The following is a 17140-nucleotide window of genomic DNA, read 5'->3' on the forward strand; positions in this document are numbered from 1 at the left end:
TCGTCCGTTCGCCTAAACAGTGGCGGATGGTCAACTCTGTCTTCGAGGGCTAGATTCGAAGATTATGTCTTTCTTCCATGACTTGCGTCCGCCCGATGACCATTGCGGACAGCTTTGGGCATAGCACCGCCAGTACCAGGAGCCCGCTCCATTGCGGCGGAGGTCAACCGAGTCACCGCCGCAAGCACCGCATCGTGGTGGCTTCGAGAACTCTCTTGCGTGTTCGTGCTCCAAAAGCTTCCGTGCGAAGTGAGCGCCGCGCATCGTCACCATCACCTCACGCGTCCAACTCTGAGATAGCGAGTTGAGGCTGCCGAGAAGCACGGTCTGCTCGTCGATGATGACGATCTTTTGATGCATGACGTTGACCTCGACGACAGCTTGCAATACCGAGCGAAGATCGGTCAGGTACTTCTGGTACGTCGGTTTGCGCTGCAGGTTGTCGCCGGGATCGCGGACGAAGAGGGTCACCCGGACACCCCGTGCGACAGCGTCGGCGAGCGTCGGCAGGATGGACTTGACCCTGGTGGCCGTCCATGGCGCCCAGATCCAGATTGATCGACGTGCCGCCGTGAGATGGTCGGCGAAGACATCGTAGAACGTTCGCTCATCATGGATGTCCGTCAACCGGACGTGTTGCGCCAGAAGCTCGGCCAGTTCTCCGGTGAAAGTGCCTGCGAGCATCGACCGGACTTCGCCAGGAGCCGTGGTTGGGGTGATCAACATCGCGGCCGGAACGACCCTGGCCCGCCGGCTTTGGATCAGGCCGGCGACGATGCTGAGCGGTGTGCCGGCAGGGGCCTCGTTGATCTGGCTCCGGCTTCCGATGAGGTAGAGCCGAGTTTGGGTACGAGTGATCGCGACGTTGAAGAGCCGGATGCCCTCTTGCTCCCAGCTCCCTCCGCCGCGGCTGGCCAGCGCCATCCAGCGCTTGTCGTACTGGTCCTCGACCATGTCGAACACGACGACTGGGAACTCCCGCCCCTGGAAGCGGTGTGCCGTACCGACCTCCGTACCTACGGACGACGTACTCTCGTGGTCGCGCAGGGCCTCCAGGGTGGCTTCAACCTGCTTGCTGTAGGGGGTGACGACCCCGGTTCGTTCCCCGCGCGCCTGGTGATAGTCGGCAAGGACGCGAGCGAGCAGCGCTCCCGCTGGCCACCAACCGCTACGCCGTTTGACCGGTCGGACGCGCGCGATCTCTCCGAGCCCGTCGACGTCGATAAGGACGATCTCTGGGTCATCCTCGGCGTGTTCGCGGATCTTGTCGCCGGGCTTCAAAAGCCCGTCATAGGCGATGGCATTGGCCAGCCTCATGATCTCGGGCCCGAACCGGTGCTGGACGTCCAGCGCGGTGCAACCAGGATGCCTCTCGGCCTCTTGCGGGGAGGTGATCCCGCAGTGCGCGAACACGTCGGGAAGCAGCCATCGGTGGACGTCCGGCCGGTTGGCGCGCTTGACGTCCTCGTTCCGGATCGCTCCAAGCTGCATGAAGTCGCCCAGCAGGACAGCTGCTTGGGCCGCCCGGGAGACCGCGAGCAGGACTTCGGGGAGGTTCGCAGCGCTGACCTCATCAACGAGCACGACGTCGTACGGTCCGTCCATCAAAGCCTTGCTTGTGCGCAGGCGAGCCAGGGTGGTGGCGACCATCCTGGCGCCCTTGATGATCTCACCTTCCTCGTCTCGGCGTAGCCGATCGAAGTCCTCCTGCAGTTTTGCGTGCCGCTGCTCGAGTCGCTCGCGTTCGAGTTCGGTCGCGCTGACCCTGCTGCCAAGAACCCGCATTTGCGCCTCCAAGATCGGAAGCTGACGCTGATCAGCATCCCGGACCAGCGCCCGCTGCGCCTCGGTCGGCGCGCCGGCCTCCGCGGTCAGCAACCTCTGCCGTGCCAGCTCGAGCCGCTCGCTGGCTTCGCGGGCGTTGGTGGTCGCCCGGTCAACGTGCTCGCGCGCCTCGACCACTATTGCCTCGGCGGCCTGAAGGCCCGATCGGCTGCAGATGATGGTGTTGCCGAGCTGGCGAATCCGTTCCTCGGTTTTCGCCTCCTGTCTTTCAGCGAGGCCGCTCGCTTCACGTGCCTTACGCTCCGCGCGATCTGCGTCGGCCCGAGCAGCATCGAGCTGCTTGCCCAGTCGCTGCAGTCGTGTGCGATCACGCAGTCGGGCGAACTTCCGTGTCCCACGCAGGTTCTGAATCTCATTCTCGATGAGATCGGCGGTGTGCCCGGCGGTGAGCGCACGCGCGGCGAGGTTCTCGGCAGCCTCCTTCACCGCGATCAACTCTCGCTTCACCTGATCGATCTCCGCGTACGCCGCGCGTGTCGAATCGAGTTTCGCCAGATCGCCATGTGCTGCGGCAAGCCGTGCTGCCGACTCGACCGCCTGGGTCTCCCTCTCCCGCATTGCCGCTTGCGCGTCTGCGGCGGCAGCGGCAAGTTGGGGAACTGCCGACTCGGCAGCTAAAACCCTCTTGGCCAGCTGGTAGGCCGCCGAGTCGAACCCTGCCAGCTCTTCCTGGAGACCGGCCAGCCGCTCGCCGTCTTCCCTCATCCGGACCAGTCGCTGTTCCACGTCTTGCAGCTGCAGGTCAACCTCACGCAGCCTCTCGCGCACAAGAACGGGCAGGCAGACCTCGGGATGCTTGAGCACGTCGGGATGGTGCGGAGGTCCGACGCGGAGGAGTTCGCCAGCTTGATGCTGCCGCCGTCCAACGACACCGAGGAGGGCGTTGTCGACGGCGATGTTGGTGGCCGACACCAGCAGGACGCGCTTGCCGGCCTGGATCAGCTTACCGATCGCCTCGGTGAGGACGCGGGTCTTGCCTGTTCCCGGCGGTCCCCATACCAGATGCACGCCGCTACCCGTGCACGCTCCGAACGCAGCCATTTGCATCGGCGTGAATCCGGAGATGTCCCGCAGGTTCGTTGGTGTCGGCGCGAGTCGACCGTTAGCCAAGTCGTGCGCCAGCCCTGCATCGGTGAGGCCCGCGATGGCCTCGCGCAGCTTCACGAGGAGGTAGGTCGCGGGTTGTTTGTTCTGCCAAAGGTGGGCATCGGCAAGGTCGACGAACTCGGCAACCCGGAGTCGGACGACTTCACCTTCCTGTACCGCCTCCAGGACCGCGTAAGACGATCCTGCCTCTGGACCATCTGCACCTGACAGGCGGAGGGACTCAAGCTGATCCAGATTGGCTGCCGAGCCACGGAGATCGACCGCGAACCAACCACGCTGGCTTTCCTGACGAGCGCGCCCAATGCGGACGAGACGCTCCTTCTGCTGAGTCCCACCCTCGGAGGCGATCCAGAGGTCCAGTGCGCTGCACACCTCGTCGCGCCAGTCCGGCAAGACCGACCCCCATCGCGTCGCGGCGAATGTCCGCCGTGACATTACCCTCTGCTATCGATCAAGCACCAGTCGCGGTTCCGACTGCCGGCTCTACCAACATCACACGGAGCGAGCGCCAAGGGGAGGTTCCGCCCTGGAGCGCAAGCGGGCTCTCACTCACTCCGGCAACCCCCTGCATGCCATTGCCCGAACCGCCCGGATCTTGCGAGACTTCCCAGCTTCGCAGGACCCTCTGCCGTGTTCAGCGGACTTCACGTCGCTGTCGGTATCTCGACAACACGAGCTTGGGTCACTTTGGCTCGCGCTCGCAACCACCAATCAGATGCAACGCTATCTTCGGCCCGCAGAAAAAGGCGTAGGAGCCTGAATTCTACGAACGCTCTTCTATCTCAGATAAGCGACAGAACACCCCTTCTGAGCGGCCAAAAGCGGAGGAGCCCGGAGAAGGGGCGCCGCGTGGTGTCGACCGGGACGCCGGTACAGTGAAGCAGCGGCATCTTGCCCGGACAGTGTCGACTACGTACCGGCAGCTTGCGTCACTCGGGCATCATGCGGACATGTCTCGTGAACTGGCCGCCCGTACCGAAGCAGGCACACCTGCTCGGCGCAGATGGCCCTGGCCTCTCTCCGACGCAGGAATCGTCATCAGCGCCGCCCTGGTCATCATTGCTGGCGGTGGGTTGGCAGCGGCGATGTGGGCCGTCGCCGACGCTGCAGCGGTGAACGCCCGCCCCGGCATGCACATCGAGGCACTGAAGTACGGTGCCGGATCGGTCGCCGCAGCCGCCGCGGCAGTCGGCCTGCTGCTGTCGCTCCGCAAGCAACGGATGGCCGAGGACGCACACGACCGCGACGGGGAGAAGTTCCAGCTTGCCGTCCAGGCGCAGCGGCACACCGAAGCCGACGCGGCCGCACGCCAGCTAACCGAAACCTACGTCAAGGCCGCCGAACAGTTCGCTTCGGAGAGCGTTGTCGTCCGTCTCGCCGGGCTCTACACCCTCGAACGGGTCGCGCAGGACAATCCCGACCAGCGGCAGAAGATTGTCAACCTGATCTGCGCCTACCTGCGGATGCCGTACACCCCACCAACCGGTAACGACCACGAAAGCGACCGGGAACGCACTTCCCAACTCGAGCTGCAGGTCCGGATAGCCGCGCAGCTATTCCTCTCCGACCACACCTGCATCCCGGCCCGCAGAGACCCTCGCGTCAAGGCCCCGGAGACCTATTGGCCGGATCTGCATCTGGACCTCACCGGCGCGGCCCTGATCGGGTTCTCTATGTGCAACAGCGTCGTCCGGTACGCCAGCTTCGCCAGCTGCGAGTTCGTCGGCGGCGCCACGTTCCGCGGGTCGAAGTTCGACATGGCAGATTTCACGACAGCGCAGTTCACCGCCGGATCTCAACGCTTGGCAACCGGTCGTCTGCCGTCAGGCAACCCTGCGAGCGGGGCCGTGAACTTCAGCGGCGCAGAGTTCCATACCGCCATCTTCACGGGCGCCGACTTTGGTGGCCCGGCCTCGTTCGTCGGTGCCGCTTTCCACGGATCTGCGGACTTCGGCACGCCCGGTCTGGCCTCCTACGACGCGCTCAAAGGCGGCTCGGCGTGCCCTGGACCGAACGTCCGCACCGCCCGATTCCGGGACCAAGCGGTGTTCAGAGGCGCAACGTTTGGTGGCGCTGCATCATTCGGGTACGTCCGGTTCGACGGGCCCGCCGACTTCGCCAGTGTGACCGCTCATCAGGACGTCTACCTGGCCGGTGCACGACAGGCGGTCACGCGTCCCGGCCACACCGCGGTGAGCTCAACCGTATGGCCGCACGGGTGGGAGATGGGCGACGACGGAGTCCTCGTGGCCATACCTCCCGGCCCGGACGGCACCTGGCCGGAGCCGGAGCGCCTGCCTGCCGAAGCCGGAGAGGGAAGACGGCGGCCACGCTCAGGCCCGTGACCGCGTCGCCCAGCAGAATGACGCTGGCCACGCACATGATCCTTGAAGCCTTTCATCCTCGGCAGGTCGGGTTTATCGACCTAATGAAAGACGAGGATTGCCTACACCATCGTGGTGGCCAGGTGCGGAATCCGGCCGCATCGGGTCGAACTTCCGCTGTTCCGCGCGTTGGCCCCCGCCCGGCACAGTGCGCGTTCGTGCCCATGGGCGGATGAGTGTTTCTGGCCGTCGGTGGCTTGCTGCCGCTGCCGGGTTCAGGGCGGGCGGCGACCGCCGGGCGGCGCTCCGAAACGTCCTGCGGCTCTGCTCCGGTGGAGTTCGCCATCTCCGCTCTGCGGCCGACGCGGAGGCATCTCTGGTCGAAGAGTTTACGCAGGTGGATGGCTATTCAAGACAGCCTGAAGGGCGGCCCGTGCAGTGGCTTCTTGCTCGATCGCGTAGCCCCGGTGCAGGCAGCGTTGCGCGAAGGCACCGACCTCATCCGGGCGTTGTGCGAGCTGCTGGAGGCGGCTGCGGCTGTGGGTGTTGAAGGGCCGGCCTTCGTCGTGCGGCACGGTGCCAACGTCTACGACGTGGATGGTGGTATCCGGTGGCAGGTTGTCGTGGATGCGGGCGGTGATGCGGACGCCGCCGAGGTCGGCGTCCGCGCAAATGACGACCGCGGAGGTCTGCTGCGTCGCCTGGACGATCATCGACACGACGGCGTCGGGCGGCTGCCCGTGGCACCAGATGACCGGCAGGTCGGCCCGGGTGTCACAGACCGTTTCGGCCGCCTGCCGGTTCTCCACGACCAGCAGGACATCGCCCGGCCCGGTGACGGTCAGTCGCGGCAGCATGTGGGGGCTCAGCCGGATGTCGTGCGGCCCGGGCATCGCCGACAGGTCGAGGATGGAGCCGTCGGTCGTGTGCAGCAGGATCGGGCCGCCGAGCCCGATGTACGGGTTGCGGGCCACGCCGAGTGCGATGAGTGTCTCGTGGTCGAAGCCCATCGCGGCGAGCAGATGGTTCACGTCGTCGCGGGCTTTCGTGTCCTTGGCGTGACTCTGCACGAAGGCGCGAAGCGAATCGTGGCTGCGGCCCTCGGCCAGGTCGGTGGCGGCGCGCACCGCCCACAGCAACCGGTCGGGATGATCGGTTTCACGGAGTGCCCGGCTGGCATCCGGCCAGTCGTCGGTGATCTCCGACGCGATCTGCTCCGCCCTGGTGCGAAGGGTGCTGGTGTCGTCGCGACGGCGGCTTCGGCGTTCCTGTTCGGCTGCCGTGAGGTCTGGGTGCGGGTACACCCGGCGTGGCGGCTGGGCCAGGGCGTTGCCGTTGAGGGTGTAGCCGATCGTGACGCAGCCGGCTTCGGCGAGTTCCAGCATGATGCGCAGCGCGTCGGTGCCTAACCTGCTGCTGACACCGGCCCAGCTGTGCTCGCTGCGGATGACCCAGCTCCAGTCGCTGTCGCTGAGCAGGCCCTCCGGTCGGCGGGGGGCCTCGCTCGGTTCTGCGGTGCGGAGCCGGGCCGAGCGCGGTCTCGGTCGGCCTCGGCTGTCGCGGGGGTAGCGGCCGCTGGGAGGCAGTGGTGCGTAGGCGACCAGGCCCGGATAGTCGCGGATCCAGCTCAGGGTGATCTCGGGATCCGGCTCCCCGTCAGTGGTGCCGTCGGTGTCGGTCATGTCTGCGGCTCCGGCCGGAACGAGGTCATCCAGTCGGAGAGCAGTTGCACCCGGGCGGTGTCGGCTTCGCTGCCGATGACGATCGGTGCCTGGTTGTACGGCATGACGTCGGACGGGCGGCGCAGCTTGATGTAGAGGCTGGACGCGCCGATCGCGTACCTCTCCATGTCGTCCTGCAGGGCGCCGACGACGCTGATCGCCCGGTCGCGGCCGATGTTCTCGAACAGGGCGACGGCGTCACGGCGGTGTGCCGCGCCGAGGTTGCGGCCGAGTTCGTCGAGGACCAACAGCAGCGGCCGGTCCTGGGCGCCAGCGAGTGCCGCCGCGCAGACGAGCTTCACGGCTTTGTCGTCCATCTGGGCGGTGTTGCCGCGCAGCCGGTACGACGACGGCGGCTTGCCCTCGCCGCGCCGCCAACGTGGGGTGATCGTCCACTGCCACGGCTTCTCCGGGTCGGCGGGGGCCTCCGGTTCCGGGAAGTCGAGGTTGCCGCCGTAGCCGCCGTAGGTCTGGTCGAGCCGGTCGAACTCGTCGGATACCTGCCGCAGCTTCGCCTTGATCGCTTTGGCGGTAGTCGACCGCAACGCCTCCGACGTTCGCCGAGCCTCGTCGAGCGCGGCCTTCGCTCCAGTCAGGGTGATCGTCTTCGCCTGCCGCTCCCGCTGGATCTGGGAGGCGTTCTCCCGGTCGACACGCTCATGATCGGTCAGGAAGTTCCCAACGATCCGCAACACATCGGGGATCAGCCGCACATATGCACCTCCGGTGCGCCGGTCGGCGCGTTGCTCGTCGACGACGCGCAGTTCCTCCGGCCGGTTCTGCTCCGGGTCACCGGGCGGAAAGCACGCGGCGCGCACCTCGTTGGCCAGCCGCGCGCACACCTCGTCCCACTCCGCCGGCGGCCGCATCGCCTCGCTCTCGTCGAGCGTGAGCAGGTGCTGCTCGGCGGTACCCACCGTTCCGGTCCACTGAGCGTTCAGGCGGGGAAGATCGAGATCTGTACGCTGCTGGAGCAGTGCACTCCACTGTCTGCGGTTTTCTTCGAGTTCCTTCTTCAGGGTGGCCAGAGTGCGGCTCGCCGTGTCGATCTGCTGGGCCCGGGCGGCTTTCTCACCGAGAGCGGCCTCGTAGCCGATCTTCGCCTGCCGCAACGGTCCGTCGAGTTTGCTCAGCTCCACTTCGATGGCGGAGTTGCGGTCACGGAGCTTCGTCACCTTGCCTTGAACCGCACCAGCCTCGGCCTCGGCTTTAGCGCCACGCAGGTGCGCGTCAGCGCGGCTCTTGGTCCGATCGGCCTCACGGATCCCCTCGTCAGCCTCGTCGTCCTCGCCGGCGGCTTTCTCCAGTTGATCCTGAGCGGCTCGGATTCGGCCAGCGCGACCGGTCAGGGCCTCCGGGAGACCGGCGATCCCGTGCACACCAGCCACAGGATCGATATGACCGTCAGCACCGGCGCGCTCTGCCAACGCCGCGAGGAATCGACCCACCGGCAGGTCGGGATCCGCGGCGGCCGGCAGGCCTGGCCCGAGCAGGTGGTCGGCCGGGTCTGCTTCGACCAGCAAGCTTCCAGGTAACGCGGCCAGTAGTTGGACGGCTTCCTGAGCTTGGTGGTGAGCGACGGCGACCGCGTGCCGATAGGGCAGCAGCCGAGCTTCCCATACAGGCCGCTGCTGTTCGGTCAAGGAGATCGTGTCGACCAGCGGCGCAGCGGTGATGTCGTTCGCCCGTAGCAACCAGACCTGGGCGACCGCGACATCTTCGCCCTTCTCCGCCGCCGACAGCGCCGCCTTGGCAACCCGCAGCGCGTGCTCGGTACGGCCTTTGATCCGCTCCGCTGCCTGGACCATTCTCCCGGCTTCGGCGATCTCCTCCTCGGCCTGTTCAACGGTGCGCCCGTCAGCGACGGCCGCGACGGCTTGAAGGGTCCGCAGCTGTCCACTGAGGGTTTCGATCGAGCCGACGTTCTGATTCTGCTCGACCTTCAGCGCGCTCTCGACGGCCTTCTGGTCCTCGTACGTCTTGATCCGGGTCCGGCAGCTTTCGTCGAACGCCTTGTCGTCGGACAGCCGATGGACCTTCTCACCGGCTGTCTCGATCTGCGCGTCCAGTTCCTTGCGCCGACGTTCCTTCGCCTCGATGTCCACGGCGATCCGCTCGGACTCGTGGAAGCCGTCGACCAGGTACCGCGCGCAACGGCTTCGCCAGCTGTCACGCGCCTCGGCCAGCAACGTCCGGGCACGCTCCCGTGAGGCGATGCCGTCCTCCACGACCTTCATCCGGTCGTCCCACAGCTCGTACTCCTCCTCGGCCCGCGCGGCCCGCCCGGCATGTTCGTACTCCTCGGCCCGGGACTTCTGTTCCTGTTCGATCTCGGCGGTCAGGCCGGTCAGCGCACCGATGGCCTCGAAGATCCGCTCCGGGGTCAGCTCGTTGAGCGGCTGGGCGAGCAGGTTCGCGGTCGGGCTGGCCCGTACCGAGGTAGACAGGAAGGACACGCACCTGACCGTCGAGCCGTACAGGGTGCGGGCGAGCCGGTTGGCGCGGATGTCGGTGCGGCCGTTGCTGCGCGGCAGCGCGTCCCACAGGCCGTCGGCGCCGCCGGCCCGTTCGTCCTCCGTGTCACCGAACGGCACGTGCAGCCGATGGGCCCACCGCAACTCCACGTGCGGGCTCTGCCGGTTGATCCGCAGCCACACCGTCAACGTCGAGGCATCCAGCTCCTCCGCCGTGGTGGCCTGCGGCGGCACGAACACGCCGATCAGGTAGCCGCGGTCGGCGTTGGCGTGCATCGCCTCCTGACCGGCGAGCTCGGCGGTGAACAGCAACTCGGCCGCGGCCTGCGCCCCCGACTGCAACCGCCATTGCTCGTCGGCGTGCAGCAGGCTCAGTCCGGCGATGAACGACGACTTGCCGGCACCGTTGGAGTCCGAGGGCCCCTGTCCTGCCACGGTGATCAGCCCACGAGCGGTGATCGGCACCGGGTGAGTCGACAGCCGCGAGATGTTGACCATCTGGATGCCGGCGAGGACGCGCGCTCCGACGATGTCCTCGACGACTCCGTCCGACGGCACGGCTACAGACGTCAACGCTGTCCTCCCACGCGGTTGTGCCGGCGTTCCCGGATCGCTGCGGCCAGCGGATGGTCGGGTGCCGCAGCGAGAATCAACTGGTCCTGCAACTGCTCGCGGGCGGCGGGAGTCAGCCGCGACAACTGCGGGCCCGGGACGTATCCGCTGTCGTGGTCGCCGCCGCGAACCGTCCGGAGCAGCCCGCACGCGGTCAGTCGGCCCAGGGCCGCTCTGACCTCGCTGACCGGCACCTTGCTGTCACGGGTGACGTCCTGCAACCTGGTTGGGTACGGGCTCTCCCAAGAGTCCGCAGCGATCTGCTCATCGCTGCGCGGGATCGCCACCGAGTAGACCAGCACCAGGACCAAAACGGCCCGGTCGGCGAGCGACAGCGGCTGCCACCCGGTCTCGGTGAGCTCAGTCCGTACGGCGTCGTCGAACCCGGACGTGAAATGCAACTGATCAACCGTCACCAGTGTCCGGCCGGTTCGGCGAAGTAGCTCTTCCAGCCGTTCACGGCTCGTCGCATCGCTCAGCGCGGGCAGGAACTGCCGGTGCACCGGGCCACTGCTGTGCTCCAGCAGCGCGTACGCGGCGTCGACCAGTTCCCGCTGCCGATCGGGCAATGTCCCGAGCACCTCGTCGAAAATCGCATTCGGGCGGTTCACGACCCCTCCGGCCCGTCCTCAGCGGTGTCGGGGATCAACCGCCACAGCTCCCGAAGCGTGCTCAGTTCCAGCGACCCGAAGGACGCGATCCGCGGACCGATCCGCACCGTGTCCGCTCCCGCCAGCAAAACCCAACCGGATACCGCAAGGCGCCGGAGCCCTGCGGACAGCAGTTGCTGACGACTCACCTTGTTGCGGCCCGGCACAAGCCGTTGCAACACCCGACCGACATGACCGGTCGAGGCCGGCAGCCCGGGCCACGGATCCGTCGCGGGATCGGGCAAGCAACACCGCAAAGTCGCGGCCAGCACTCGCAGCGTTCCCTTGCTGTCCATCATCGAAGAGCCCGGCACCCCGTACTCGATCAGAACAGCCGGTCCCGCGCTGTCGGGCAGGTTCGGGATCAGCCACACCGCCCTGGCGTCAGCCTCCACCAGACGACGCAGCCCGGCCGGTGTCGGTCCACCAGCGGAGACCTGCTGCGGACCGCCGGACCGGATCCGCGCCCACCACAGGGCCGCATCCCGCTCGTTCACGCCGCCTCCTGCTGGTCCCGGCGGAACCAGCCGTCGGAGACCCACGTCCGCGTGGACGTCACATCGACACGCCACCCATCGCCCCAGGTCACCGTGTACGGCAGCTCCGGGCGTAGATGAATCGCGGTCACCTCCGACAACACTCGCCGACTGGTCGGCCAGTCACCCGCGTCGGCGAGAAGCTGCGCCACCGTGACCACATCCCGCCCGGCAAGCAACTCCTCCGCGCGCTGAGCCAACAGCGTCGCCTCTGGGTCGACGTCGACCTCCGTCGGCGGAGGCTCCTCGTCGACACGCGGTCGCGGCGGCGGCACCCGGCCACTATCGGACTGCAGCCCTTCCTCCACCGCGTCCAGCAGATCGTCGGCGGTGAAGAACGGCTCCGGCGCGTCGAACAGCAAACCGTCCAGCGCCTGCGCCAGCCCCTCGGTACTGCTGTCCCGCGCGAACGTGCGCCACCGCTCGGTCGGCAGCAACCCCAACGCACGCGTCTTACCAGCGTGCGCCAGCAACCGCCCGGCCGCGGTGTTCAACGCGTCGCGATAGGCCGCCAACGCCATCCGGAGCTGCGTGCACTCCGGCAACAACTGCGGATGCCGGTCCGCGGCCGCATTGTGATACACCCGCGCCTTGTCGACCAGGTCGCTGTTACCCAGCAGCGGCTGCGCCTGCGTCCGCAAGGACTCGACCGTCGCCGACTTCGCCAACTGCATGATCGGATTCGCCAGCAGCCGGAAAACCGTCGTCATCTCCAGCAACTGCTCGCGCACCACCTCCGGGGTCGTGTCATCGTCGTCCAGCGCCAGCCGGGCCATCGACAACATCCGATGCAGCTCCGCCTGGCCCCCGGTCTGCGACAACCGGCGCAGAAAAAGCAACATCACGTACGGCGCGAACGTCGCCTGGTAGAACATCTCGTGCGGCCGCTCGTTGACCCGGGTCACCGCACGGTACGACCGCAGCACCTCGAACCGGCGCCGGACCACATCCGCCGGCACCTCCGGACATGCAAGCACGGCCTGTTCGATCGTCATCCCGGCTGGCCCCGCGTCAGCGAACGCCTGCAAGATCGACTCGTCGACCCCGACCGAGTCCGCGTCGTCCACCATCGCGTTGGCGTTCCGCGCCAACACCGCGAAGACCTGCCGGTAGATCCCGAGAACAGCCGATTCGGCAGCGTAGTCATCGAACGTCAAGGCCGCTGCATCGCTCATAGGAGGTCGACAATATCGCGGTAGGCCAGCAAGCAGGAGAACCTGCGTACGCCAAAGCTACCGGATGCTCCCCCGGCCTTCGACTGCGAGATCATCGGACAGCTCATAGGCCGCGAAGGTATTTGAGGACTTCCAGGACGAGTGTCATGGTCGCGCCGAAGGCCGCGCCGCCCGCGATCACCGCCGTGGAGGGGTCAGCTCCGCTGTGGTGGAACAGCACGGCTGCGACGACCCCGACACAGCCGGAAATCACTACGGCGACCGCGACAGACCGGTGTTCGCGGGAGAGGTTGCGTCTGGTCATCGGGCACCGCCAAACAGCCGGCGGACTACCACATCGCGGGTCTCGGCGACCCGGGCGGCCAGGTCGCGCGCCGCCACGACCTCCTCGTCAAGTGCGCGTAGCGCTGCGACCAGCGACTGCTGCCGAGCCTGCGGCGGCAACGGGATCTTCATCGCCGCGACGTCCGCTGCGGTCACGTATGCGGTCACGGTAGCCCGTGCGAACGCCTTCATCCCATCCGTGCCCGCTGCGGAGCGCAGATATGCGTACAGGTAGTAGGGGTTGAGGACGTCGGGGTCTGAGACTCGCAGACGCAGCAAGTTTGTGCTCAGGAGCCAATTCGACTCGGTCGGCCGCACGATGGCGGGTGCCGTGAGTGCCCCGGTCCGCACGCAGAGCACATCGTCGGTGCGTAGCCAGTAGTCCTCCAATGCCTTGGCGGTCGCTCGCGGGGCTCGCGGCGGTTTGTCCGCCACGATTCTCCCGTCACGCAGGTGCCGCGGCAGAACGATGGGGACTCCCTGCTCGTCGGATCGCTCTTCAGCTCGCAGCCGCGAGTATGAATAGCCCGCCTTGACGTCGCAGACGTCGCCAAGACGGACGATCTGCGCGCCGAGCGGCTGGGAAGCAACGACCGCTGCATCCTCGGCCGCCCTGCGGCAGTGGAAGGCCCGCGAGTAAGTCGCGCTCAGGCCGGCGCGGGCGGCTTCGGCGTCGGGGACACGGAGCCCTATCGTGCCTGGTAAGTACTCCGCCGGGTTGAGCGAGTAGGACTCCGGCCGGATGACGGCCTTGGTGACGGCGGCACTCAGACTCTCGATGCCCGGGTGTGGCCGACCGGCCGCACGGTCGACAAGGAACGATCGCCATGCTCTCAGGATGTCGGCCTGACCTCCCTCATCGAGCAACGCGCGGCCACCGCTTGACACACCGAGGTTCACCGCGTCGACGAACAGGATCGGCTGGTCCGACCCGGGTGCACGCCGGACGATCCAGACACTGGTGGCAACGGACGTGCCGGCATACAGGCCGGGTGGGAGGGCAATGACCGCTTCCACCATGGAATCGTCGACCAGTCGGCGGCGGATTTCCCGCTCGCGGGCATTGGCCGAGACGGCGGCTATCCGTGGCATGATGATTGCAGCCCGACCATCGTCGCTCAACTGCTCGATGCAATGCAGGAGCCAGCGAAAGGCGGATCGGGCTGGCGGTGGTGGGAATGGCTGCCAGTCGGTGTTGGGGCGCCGGTCGAGCCACGAATCGCTCCCGAACGGCGGATTGGCAAGGACGTGCGTGACCGTTGCGCGCCGAGCTTGTGCCGCCAAACGCAGGTCGGCTGGTTCGCCTAGGGCCAGCAGGGTGAGTCCAGAGAGGCTCAGAGCCGCAGCATCGGGGCCGAGCCCGTGCAGCCGTAGGGTCCCCGGCCGGGCCGCCACGTCGGCCGCAGCGATAAGCAGCTCGCCAGCTCGCAAGTACGGGTCGTAAACGGACTCGGCAGAATCGTCGATCACTGCCTTGGCAAGGAGGGCCGCAACCGTGCGCGGGGTGAGGAAGCCGCCCGGGGGCAGGGCGGCCTCGTACGCGTCAACGAGGGTGTGCACGTTCGCAGCGCCGAGTTCCGAGCTGCCGGACATGAGTCCCCGGACCTCAGGGACGCCTTCCGGGGTCAGCCGCCGCAGTGCGGCGAAGACCTCGGGCGAGACGCCGTGACGCCGCGCCGCCTTCCCGGCGGTTGTCGCGATGCGGTCGATGAGCCATCGCGCCCCTTCGGCCCCTACATCCGGCGCGATCAGATCGTTCAGTCCGGCCCAACCCTGCGGGTCCCGCTCGCGCAGAAAGATCAACGTGAGGCGCAGAATGAGGTTGTCGATCTCGACGGTCGTGGGATCGCCGGGCAGGTTCATGCCAGGCATGTGGCTGGGCGTCGCCGCGGCGAGGCTCCGCCGGATCCGGTCGGCGTAGCTGTACTCGGTCCCGTCGTCGGCCGCGCGAATCGAGCCGTGTACCTGGCGGGACTCGAGCCACTCCAGCACCTCGGGAAGCGCGAAGCGGTTCTCCCCGACGGGACGTGGGAAGTCGCGGCGCTTGGCCCATGAGGTCACCGCCGCGCGGCTGACCCCGGCCAGCCTGGCAATCTCCGAACGTGTGACTTGCTGCATCTCTCTCCCCGGCCATCGCAAGTGGACTTGATCGAAGGTAGAGGACACCGGGGACACCGGCAACCGTGAGCACCCGCAGATGCTCATCCGCCTTTTCGTTGACAGAAAGCCACGACCAGGGTTTTTCTAGGGCCTGGACCGCAGAAAACGGGCGCTAAAAAGACTTCGTTAACTCTCCAGGTGTTAACCCGCCAAGGGACTGGGTTGCTGAAACGATAGGTGACGCTTCGCCGCATTCAGCCCGCTTCGTGGCAGTGGGGCCGGCCGGCCCCGCCCATACTGGAGACCGTTCCCGGCCGCTCGACATCCGGCTGTCGGAGGTACGGCCTCGGCTTGGAACCACCGGCGGCGAGCCAGGTCGCCGGGCTCAGGTTGGCGGCTGGCGGGTCGCGTCACGCGGAGACGGTTCCGTGGGGTTGGATTCAGGGCGTCGCCGTGTGTCTGGGAGCGCCGCCGTGAATCCGTATGATCAGCTTGCTGGCCTTGACCTTCCGACCCTTCAGGTGTTGGAGGCGGCTCTGGCGTTGGGTGGCCTGGTCACCGAGGTGGAGGTGTCGGCGTTGGTCGGTGCCGACGCGACGCCGTACCTGCAGCGTGCCGCCGATGCAGGGCTTGTCGCGCGGCTGCGGGGCCGGCTCACGGTAAACGGCGTACTGCGGGAGGTCTTCGCCCGTCCGCTGGGTGTCGGCCCGGCCGCTGGTCAGCTCGCCGCCGTGTTGAGCGTCGATGATCTGAAGGTGGTGGCGAACAACCTCGGGCTGCCCACGAAAGGCCGCAAGGCGGACCTACTGGAGGCAGTCGCGGAGTTCTTCCTCGACCCGGACAACGTGCACGCTCTGGTCAAGCGGATGCCGGCCGCGACGCGGACGGTGTTGGAGGAGGCTGACCGCGACGCTGGACGGATCCGTCGCCATGGCGGAAGCGGCATCGCACATCGGAGTCGGTACACGAGCCGCTATCGGCAGGTGCATCCGCTGGACTGGGCCGAGGAGCACGGGCTGGTCTACCGGGTGACCTGGGAGGACTATCAGTTGGCGGGTCAGGTTGCGCTCGCTATGCGAGGAGCGGACTACCGGGCGCCGTTCCAGCCGCAGGAACCACCGGTCACCTGGCGTGCGCTGAATCCCCCGGCAGTGCGCCGCGACGCCCAGGCCCAGGGCATCGCCGTGGTCGGGCTGCTGTCGGCGCTGCTGGACGGGGCTGGACGTGAGCCGCTAGTCACGGTCAAGGCCGGCGGCGTGGGCGTGCGCGAGCTGACCCGGACGGCGAAGACGCTGGGAGTGACGGTTCCGACCGTGCGGCTGCTGCTAGCGGTCGCCCAGGGGGCCAGGCTGGCCGACCTCGACGATCGCGTGGTCCCGACGGCCGCGTACGACCGCTGGCTCAAGCTCGGTCTGGACCGGCGGCTCGCGGTGATGCTGAAGGCGTGGCGCGAGCTGGAATATCTGCCGTCGTCGCAGACTGGGCCGTGGGTTCCGGAGCACCGCCAAAGCTGGTCTGCGCAAGCCCGGATCGCCGCACTGCGGGCGTTGGGCGACCGGGCGACGACGAACCTCGATCAGGCCGCCCAGTGGATGTGGTGGCAGCAGCCGCTGACCTTCGGCGGCACCACGACCGTACGCGGCGTGCTGGACGAGGCCGCAACCCTGGGAATCATCGGCGCGGGCGCTGTCAGCCCTGCCGGGCATGCGCTGCTGGCCGACACGGACATCGCCGAGGCAGTCGGCGACCTGGGTGAGGTCGCCCGCACCGCCCGGCTGCAGGCCGACCTGACCGCGGTCGTGGCGGGAACACCGAGCCCGGATCTAGCTGAGCTCCTCGGTGCGGCCGCCGTCGTCGAGTCTCGCGGCACGGCCACGACCTGGCGCTTCAGCCCCGCGGCGGTACGTGGCGCGTACGACGCAGGCTGGACCGAGCAGCGCTTGTCAAAGGCCCTGACGAAGATCGCCGAAGGCGGACTGCCGCAACCACTGGTCTACCTGCTCGCCGACGTCGCCCGCCAACACGGGTCGGTACGGGTCGCGCCCTTGGCAAGCACCCTGGTCAGCGACGACACCGCGCTGCTGGCGCAGATCTGCGCCGACAAGCGGCTGGACAAGCTCAACCTGCGTCTGCTCGCCCCGACCGTGCTGGCCAGCCAAGCCACCACGGCTGACACGATGGCCGCCCTGCGCAAAGCCGGCCACGCGCCACGCCAGCAGAACGCCGACGGCCGCGACGTCATCGAGAAGGCCCGCCGCCACCGCGCCTGACG

At 67.6% G+C, this 17140-nt stretch carries 10 protein-coding genes; 2 read left to right on the forward strand and 8 right to left on the reverse strand.

Features of this window, described 5'->3' with window-relative positions; translation table 11 throughout:
• Positions 1-30: 30 nt before the first annotated feature.
• Positions 31-3345 (reverse strand): AAA domain-containing protein, encoded by a 3315-nt coding sequence (locus AB0C20_RS05065; protein WP_357567394.1) that lies wholly within the window; start codon positions 3343-3345, stop codon positions 31-33.
• A 557-nt stretch (positions 3346-3902) separates the two neighbouring features.
• Here AB0C20_RS05065 and AB0C20_RS05070 point away from each other — a divergent pair.
• A complete protein-coding gene (locus AB0C20_RS05070; protein ID WP_357567395.1) occupies positions 3903-5297 on the forward strand; it encodes a pentapeptide repeat-containing protein in 1395 nt (464 codons plus the stop codon).
• Positions 5298-5665: 368 nt separating this feature from the next.
• Here AB0C20_RS05070 and AB0C20_RS05075 read toward each other — a convergent pair whose 3' ends face one another.
• The 7 genes from AB0C20_RS05075 to AB0C20_RS05105 all read right to left on the reverse strand — a co-directional run bounded on the left by AB0C20_RS05075 (position 5666) and on the right by AB0C20_RS05105 (position 14886).
• On the reverse strand, positions 5666-6661 hold the full coding sequence (locus AB0C20_RS05075) for a Wadjet anti-phage system protein JetD domain-containing protein (RefSeq protein WP_357567396.1): 996 nt from the start codon (positions 6659-6661) through the stop codon (positions 5666-5668).
• Between the two features lie 293 nt (positions 6662-6954).
• Positions 6955-9969, reverse strand: coding sequence for a hypothetical protein (locus AB0C20_RS05080; protein WP_357567428.1), 3015 nt, complete (start codon positions 9967-9969; stop codon positions 6955-6957).
• Between the two features lie 71 nt (positions 9970-10040).
• Positions 10041-10694 carry a hypothetical protein gene (locus tag AB0C20_RS05085; RefSeq protein WP_357567397.1) on the reverse strand — a complete coding sequence of 218 codons (654 nt, stop codon included), beginning with the start codon at positions 10692-10694 and terminating at the stop codon, positions 10041-10043.
• Positions 10691-11128, reverse strand: a complete 438-nt coding sequence (locus AB0C20_RS05090; RefSeq protein WP_357567398.1) for a hypothetical protein — start codon at positions 11126-11128, stop codon at positions 10691-10693. Before AB0C20_RS05090 ends, AB0C20_RS05085 begins: the two co-directional genes overlap by 4 nt.
• A 98-nt stretch (positions 11129-11226) precedes the next feature.
• Entirely contained in the window at positions 11227-12426 is a 1200-nt protein-coding gene (locus AB0C20_RS05095; RefSeq protein WP_357567399.1) for a hypothetical protein, read from the reverse strand.
• A gap of 121 nt (positions 12427-12547) precedes the next feature.
• On the reverse strand, positions 12548-12748 hold the full coding sequence (locus AB0C20_RS05100; RefSeq protein ID WP_026273626.1) for a hypothetical protein: 201 nt from the start codon (positions 12746-12748) through the stop codon (positions 12548-12550).
• Positions 12745-14886 (reverse strand): N-6 DNA methylase, encoded by a 2142-nt coding sequence (locus AB0C20_RS05105; protein WP_357567400.1) that lies wholly within the window; start codon positions 14884-14886, stop codon positions 12745-12747. Before AB0C20_RS05105 ends, AB0C20_RS05100 begins: the two co-directional genes overlap by 4 nt.
• Before the next feature lie 455 nt (positions 14887-15341).
• Between AB0C20_RS05105 and AB0C20_RS05110 the strand changes: the two genes are divergently transcribed.
• Complete coding sequence (locus tag AB0C20_RS05110; RefSeq protein ID WP_357567401.1) at positions 15342-17138, forward strand: helicase-associated domain-containing protein; 1797 nt, start codon at positions 15342-15344, stop codon at positions 17136-17138.
• Positions 17139-17140: the final 2 nt, after the last annotated feature.

This window comes from Micromonospora sp. NPDC048843 (genome assembly GCF_040649965.1).
GTDB classification, from domain to species: Bacteria; Actinomycetota; Actinomycetes; order Mycobacteriales; family Micromonosporaceae; genus Micromonospora; species Micromonospora hortensis.